Source organism: Endozoicomonas sp. SESOKO3, from assembly GCF_024606255.1.
Map to the genome: position 1 here is coordinate 1 of NZ_JAHHPR010000306.1, position 4,388 is coordinate 4,388.

General features: G+C 47.8%; 6 protein-coding genes and 1 pseudogene. All 7 read right to left on the reverse strand.

Going from position 1 to position 4,388, the window contains the following annotated elements; translation table 11 throughout:
• Positions 1 to 471 (reverse strand): annotated as a pseudogene (locus tag KDK18_RS05415) (F0F1 ATP synthase subunit alpha); the annotation flags it as partial.
• A gap of 37 nt (positions 472 to 508) precedes the next feature.
• A complete protein-coding gene (locus KDK18_RS05420; protein WP_257253755.1) occupies positions 509 to 1,042 on the reverse strand; it encodes a F0F1 ATP synthase subunit delta in 534 nt (177 codons plus the stop codon).
• A 12-nt stretch (positions 1,043 to 1,054) separates the two neighbouring features.
• Complete coding sequence (locus KDK18_RS05425; RefSeq protein ID WP_257253756.1) at positions 1,055 to 1,525, reverse strand: F0F1 ATP synthase subunit B; 471 nt, start codon at positions 1,523 to 1,525, stop codon at positions 1,055 to 1,057.
• Positions 1,526 to 1,737: 212 nt separating this feature from the next.
• The gene (gene atpE, locus KDK18_RS05430; protein WP_257253757.1) at positions 1,738 to 1,992 is read right to left on the reverse strand and encodes a F0F1 ATP synthase subunit C; all 255 of its coding nucleotides are present in this window, start codon (positions 1,990 to 1,992) and stop codon (positions 1,738 to 1,740) included.
• Between the two features lie 91 nt (positions 1,993 to 2,083).
• The gene (atpB, locus tag KDK18_RS05435) at positions 2,084 to 2,965 is read right to left on the reverse strand and encodes a F0F1 ATP synthase subunit A (protein WP_257253759.1); all 882 of its coding nucleotides are present in this window, start codon (positions 2,963 to 2,965) and stop codon (positions 2,084 to 2,086) included.
• 51 nt (positions 2,966 to 3,016) lie between these two features.
• On the reverse strand, positions 3,017 to 3,451 hold the full coding sequence (locus KDK18_RS05440; RefSeq protein ID WP_257253761.1) for an ATP synthase subunit I: 435 nt from the start codon (positions 3,449 to 3,451) through the stop codon (positions 3,017 to 3,019).
• 281 nt (positions 3,452 to 3,732) lie between these two features.
• Positions 3,733 to 4,388 (reverse strand): LysR substrate-binding domain-containing protein (locus KDK18_RS05445; RefSeq protein ID WP_257253763.1); only part of this gene is annotated, 656 nt, incomplete at its 5' end.

A 4,388-nucleotide genomic window follows, 5' to 3' on the forward strand; every position in this document is an offset into this window, starting at 1 on the left:
AACCATGGCGTCAACGGACTTGTAACCTGTCTGAATCGGCTCGTCCACAGACTGACGAGCGATAACGCCTGGCGCTACTTTTTCGATAGGAGACGTTTCGGTAGCGTCAACAGCACCTTTGCCGTCGATGGGGTTACCCAGCGCATCAACAACACGTCCCAGTAACTGCCTGCCAACAGGAACTTCAAGAATTCGTCCGGTGCACTGAACAGTCTGGCCTTCAGCCAACTGACCATAGTCACCTAATACAACGGCGCCGACGGAGTCCTGCTCCAGGTTCAACGCCATACCGTACACACCGCCGGGGAACTTGATCATTTCCCCGTACATGACCTCTTGCAGACCGTGTATACGAACAATACCGTCAGTGACACTGACGATGGTGCCCTCATTGCGGGCTTCACTGGACACATCTAGCTGCTCTATGCGGCTCTTGATGATGTCACTGACCTCGGAAGGATTCAGTTGCATAGCTTACCTGCCAAACTCTTTACTTAAAAAAAAGTAACTATGAAATCATCGCATCGGCAAGCTTGGTCAACCGTGAGCGGACACTGCCGTCGATAACGAGGTCTCCAGCTTTCACGATGACGCCGCCGATCAGGTAGTTATCTACCTGTGTATGCATTCGTACTGATCGACCAAGACGTTTTTCAACTTTCTTTGCGATCTTGTCCTGCTGTTCATCGGACAGCGGGAAAGCCGAAGTGACGACAATATCCTGATAACTCTGATCCTGTGCTTTCATCTGCTCAAAGATCGCGTCGATCTGGGGAAGCAGGAAAATCCGTTTTTTATTCGTAAGGATCCGAATATAGTTCTCGACTTCAACCGAAAGGCTGCCTTCGCACAATTTGATAAAGGCGTCTGCCTTCATGTCTCCGGTAGTGGACGGGTCTTTCAGCATCCTGCCCACAGCCTGACGCCTGGATACGCTCGCACATAAAGTTAGCATCTGAGACCATTCACACAGTTGATCATGCTCTTTTGCTATCTTGAATGCGGCCTTGGCATAGGGACGGGCGCATGTGGTCAATTCCATGGTCTATCCCCTTTAGAGTTCAGCAACCAGGTCATCAACCAGACGGCTGTTAGCAGACTCGTCCAGGTTCTCACCTAGAATACGCTCAGCACCAACGACAGCCAGCGTGGCCACTTGGGCACGCAACGCTTCGCGAGCCCTGTTGGCTTCCTGCTCGATGTCAGCCTGTGCAGCCACCTTGATGCGGTCAGCTTCTTCACGGGCCTGCTCTTTAGCTTCGTCAACGATCTGGGCAGAGCGTTTGTTTGCCAGTTCGATGATTTCCTGAGCCTTTTCACGAGCTTCACGCAGTTCTTCGAGAACTTTTTTCTGAGCCAGTTCCAGCTCTTTTTGACCACGAGCTGCAGCGTCCAGTCCGTCAGCAATTTGTTTCTTGCGGTCGTTAAGGGCCTGCATGATGGGTGGCCATACATACTTCATGCAGAACCATACAAACACCGCGAAAGCGATCGTCTGACCGATGATAGTTGCATTGATATTCATGCGAACTCCAAATGCTCCAGTAAAATCTTAAAATCCTGCCTCAGATGAGCGTACTATTTTATTTAGCAAAATAAGACGCTTCCAACAAAGTTGCTTGGGTCAGCGTATCAGCCATTGAGTACTAACCAGGATCTTTGTTCGGCTTATCGTTTCGATACGGTTTTATCAGACCGGCCGTACATCAACGCCAAGCCGGATCTTCACTACAGCTATTACTGAACCAGAGCTACAAACGGGTTAGCAAAGGTGAAGAACAGGGCTATACCTACTGCAATCATAGGCACAGCGTCAAGAAGACCCGCTACGATAAACATTTTGGTTTGCAACATAGGAGCCGTTTCAGGCTGTCTGGCAACACCTTCAAGGAATTTGCCGCCCAACAAACCAAAGCCGATAGCTGTAGCCAGAGCCGCAAGACCCAGCATGAAAGCAACACCGATTGCAGTCAGACCTACTACCAGTTCCATATTTCCTCCCGACCTATTGTGGTCTTTGTTAAGTTGAAGTTTTAGGTTAGTTAACACACCACGTCAGTCACCTGACGTGCAATATCTATTATTAATGGTCTTCGCTTGCCATGCTGAGATAAACGATGGTCAAAATCATAAAAATGAATGCTTGCAGAGTGACCACGAGAATATGGAAAACAGCCCATCCAAAGTGCAGAGGTAGCTGCATGTAGCCGACCAGAGCAATCAGAATGAAGATCAGCTCACCTGCATACATGTTACCAAAAAGACGCAGAGCCAAAGAAATCGGTTTGGCAATCATGGTAACGGATTCCAGCAGAAAGTTGATTGGAATCAAAAGGGCCTGCACAGCTTTATTCGGGCTGCTGAACGGATGCAGAGTCAGCTCACCAATAAACCCACCAATACCTTTCACTTTGATCGAGTAAAAGATAATTAACATAAAGACGGACAAGGACATACCCAATGTAATATTCGGATCTGTACTCGGTACGATTTTCATATAAGGAATGCCCAACACAGTGGCCAGACCAGGAATCCAGTCGACAGGGATCAAGTCCATCAGGTTCATGAAGAAAACCCAGCAGAATATAGTCAATGCAAGCGGTGCGATCAGGTTATTTCTACCATGAAAGGAGTCTTTGACACTGCCATCAACAAATTCAACGACCATTTCGACAAGATTCTGCATACCGGTGGGAACCCCGGCAGAAGCACGCTTGGCTACCATACGAAAGATCGTGATAAAGACCACACCCAGCAGAACTGACCAGAACAAGCTGTCTACGTGAAACGCCCAAAAGCCCATTTCTTTTGCTTCAGCAGCAGTTTGGGCAAAAGTCCAGGTGTCTTCCGACAGAACACCCAGCTCATTGCCATAATTATCAACACGTTCAAAACCTGCAGGCAGCTTACCGAATGTAAGATTCTGCAGGTGGTGGGCTATGTACTCAGATGCAGTCGTCGCCATGAATTTTCCCGTACACCATCATTGTATAAATCTGTCGTCAGTAAACCCGCGTCAACTCTTTATTAGTAGAGGGGTCAGCCAGCTTACTGCCTGAATCAAAGCAAATGCACCGAACATCGCCAAGGGTTCGATTGACGGTATCAGTGTAAAAATCAGAATGAACGCAAGGATCGTTAAAGCAAACTTTCCGGCTTCACCCTGGTAAAATGACCTGACTATTTCCTGCGCCGCACTGGCTCCCCGATATCGAAATGCTCTCCAGACCAGATAAGCATTGGGGATACTGCATGCCAAACCACCTGACAGAGCGGATACAGCGAAAGACTTACCCAGCGGCAGCAAAAGCAATGTCAGAGATACTGTAGTCAACAGTTGAGCAACGACAACACGATAGAAACGCGGCTGTTGCAAATGCGGGTACCTGGCCCGACTGTCACTTCTAAACATCTCTTTGCTTTTGGCTCTCCACGTCGTTTCTACAGACATAGATTCCTGTATTTTACCTGAACATCATGACAGGCCTGATAAGTCTTAATCCGCCCCTCAGAAACTGGCAGGGGTTTCAGACTTTGCGATGTGTGAAGACAGTTAAACATCAGATGGTAAAACTTCACACAACTGAAAATCTTAGAACTTTTTTTCACCCCTTCGGCGCGCGAAAGTATACTAGTGACATGCACCTACGTTCAACTAATATCTTAAGGGTTGGTTTTATACGACTACGGAACAGTAACATCCCGCCAACCTGAATGGATAGCGGCCAATCATTAACTGATTAAAAGCTTGTCATCCCATCTCAAAATAAAATCAGAGACTTTCTTGATCACACCACTTCGATATTTTTTTCTGTTTAGTAACAAATAAAAATGACGATTCAGGGTCAGGTCAGACACGCTGATTGTTGATAGCAGACCCGCATTCCTGGCTCGCCATACAGCCAGGTTGGAAATACAACCAATACCCAGTCCTTCCATGACAGCCTGCTTAACGGCTTCAGCCCGGTTAAGGCTCATAATGACGTTGGGCGTACACAAGCGTGCAGCCAGCACTTCATCAAACAGTTCACGTGTTCCCGAGCCTGTCTCCCTGAGTATCCACTCTTCGTCTTTCAGTGACTGAAGATCCACTGTCTTCCCGGCCATGGGATGATCAGGGTGACAAATAATAACAAGCTCATCTTCGCGCCAGGGGATCACTTCAATATCCGGGTGCAGACAGCTACCTTCCACTACGGCCAGATCAACCTCCATAGCCAATATTCTCTGCTGAATACTACGGGTATTATCAACCGTCAATTCGGCCCTGATATGAGGGAATTCCTTGAAAAAATCCCCAAGGATACGAGGCATCAGGTTATTGCCAATGGTGGAACTTGCATGAATCTTCAGCGCTCCCTCTTCATAACAGCTGTTCTCTATAAACT

Coding starts and splice junctions, on each gene's coding strand:
- KDK18_RS05420 (WP_257253755.1), bottom strand. CDS start 1,042: ATGGAATTGACCACATGCGCCCGTCCCTATGCCAAGGCCGCATTCAAG.
- atpB (WP_257253759.1), bottom strand. CDS start 2,965: ATGGCGACGACTGCATCTGAGTACATAGCCCACCACCTGCAGAATCTT.
- atpE (WP_257253757.1), bottom strand. CDS start 1,992: ATGGAACTGGTAGTAGGTCTGACTGCAATCGGTGTTGCTTTCATGCTG.
- KDK18_RS05440 (WP_257253761.1), bottom strand. CDS start 3,451: ATGTCTGTAGAAACGACGTGGAGAGCCAAAAGCAAAGAGATGTTTAGA.
- KDK18_RS05425 (WP_257253756.1), bottom strand. CDS start 1,525: ATGAATATCAATGCAACTATCATCGGTCAGACGATCGCTTTCGCGGTG.